A 1,958-nucleotide genomic window follows, 5' to 3' on the forward strand; every position below is an offset into this window, starting at 1 on the left:
GGGTGGCCGCCGCCCCCCTCCTCGCCGCCGCCGCGTTCCTCAGCCGCCGCGCCCCCATCGCCGCGGCGGCCGTCCCCGCCGGCCTCGGCCTCGCCGTCACCCCCGAGCTGTTCACCAGCACCTTCAGCCCCGCCCTCGTCGTCCTGAGCTTCCTCACGGGACGCCGCTCCGCGAACGGACGCCGCTCGCTCGCCGCCGCGGTCACCCTCTGCGCGATCGGCCTCGCCCTGGCCCTGACCCTCCCGGGCGCCAGCCTGTGGGACTGGTTCACCCTCGTCAGCACCGTCCTGTTCGCCGCCGTCCTCCCCTGGCTGCTGGGGCGCTTCCGCCGCCAGCAGTACGCACTCCAGGCGGCCGGCTGGGACCTGGCGGCGCGCATGGAGCGCGAACACCGACTCGTCGCCGACCGCGCACGGCTGCGCGAACGCTCCCGCATCGCCGGCGACATGCACGACTCCCTCGGCCACGACCTCAGCCTCATCGCCGTGCGCGCCGCCGCGCTCCAGGTGTCCCCAGGTGTGGACGACGCCGCCCGCGCCTCCGCCGCCGAGCTCCGCCAGGCCGCCGCCGACGCCACCGAGCGCCTGCGCCAGATCATCGGCCTCCTCCGCCAGGACACCACGGCACCCACCGCCGAGACCGTCCCCGACCTGGTCGCCCGCACCGCCGCCTCGGGCGTCGCCATCACCCTCCACCAGGACGACGAGGACGATCCGGTGCTGCTGCCGCCGCTCCTCGGCCGCGCCGTCCACCGCGTCGTCCAGGAAGCCGTCACCAACGCCACCAAACACGCCCCGGGGGCGGCGATCACCGTCCGGCTACGGAAGAAGCGGACCGCCGTGCACGTGACGGTCACGAACGGCGCTCCCGCGGCGGACCGGATACCCGGCCTCGGGGCGGACACCGGGAAGGCGGCCGGCACGGGAACCGGACTCATCAGCCTCGACGAACGCGTGCGCCAGGCCGGAGGCACCTTCCGCGCCCACCCCCTCCCGCACGCCGACGGCTCGCACGGGGACGCCGACGGCTCCCTTGGGCCCGGTGGTGGCTTCGAGGTGACCGCCCACCTGCCTCTCGGCCCGGACGGCCTCCCCGGCACCCCGGCGACACCCGAACCCGACGCCGGACCCTCCGCCACACGCTCCGGCGCGCAGCTGGCCCGGGCCCGCCGACGGGTACGGCGCGGCATGGCGAACGCCCTGTGGATCCCCGCCGCCGCGACAGCGGTGCTGGCCGTACTGATGTACGGCTACCAGGTCTACACGTCACACGAGTCGGTACTCAGCGAGCAGACCTACACCGCCCTGCGCGTCGGCGACCCGCGCTCGACCGTGCTCCCGCGCCTTCCCTCGTACGAGTACGACGCGGAGAGCCCGCCACCCGGAGCGCCACCGGACCCGGCACGCACCGACGAGTGCCGCTTCCACCGCCACGCCACCTTCGACAACTCCCTCCTCTACCGCCTCTGTTTCACGGACGGGCGGCTGTCCCACAAGGACCTGATCAAGGCGGGAGAGCGAGACCGTTGACCGAGACGGGGCTCACAGTTGACACGGAGGTCACCCGTCCGTAAGGTTCATCGGGTTGCCGCAAAGCCGTCCTGGTTTCGCGGCGACTCCTCTTCGCCACTCCGGCGGGTACCACTTCGAGAGCACGCTCTCCCTTCGCAGGGGTCTATTCGGCATGCCGAATTTCTTCTGCGGCCGGCTCAATTTGGAGCCGGAGGGAAAAGGCTCTAAAGTAGAGACCAGCCGGAAGGCGCCCCGCCGACAGGGGAATCCGATTCGGAAGAACGGCACGGAAACGGGCCGGGAAACGGATCTGATAGAGTCGGAGACACCGAAAGGGCAAACGTCCGGAGAAACCGGTACTGCATCGTCAGGACCGATTCGTTTCGAAGGAAGCGCCCGTTCCTTGAGAACTCACCAGCGTGCCCAAAGTCAACGCCAGATATGTTG

Annotated in this window: 1 protein-coding gene; it reads left to right on the top strand. The window is 71.7% G+C overall.

What is annotated here, in order from left to right; translation table 11 throughout:
* Nucleotides 1-1,529 (top strand): sensor histidine kinase (locus AB8Z75_RS34375; RefSeq protein ID WP_369208981.1); only part of this gene is annotated, 1,529 nt, incomplete at its 5' end.
* Between the last annotated feature and the right edge of the window lie 429 nt (nt 1,530-1,958).

It is taken from the genome of Streptomyces sp. PU-14G, from assembly GCF_041028275.1.
In the GTDB taxonomy this organism is placed as follows: domain Bacteria; phylum Actinomycetota; class Actinomycetes; order Streptomycetales; family Streptomycetaceae; genus Streptomyces.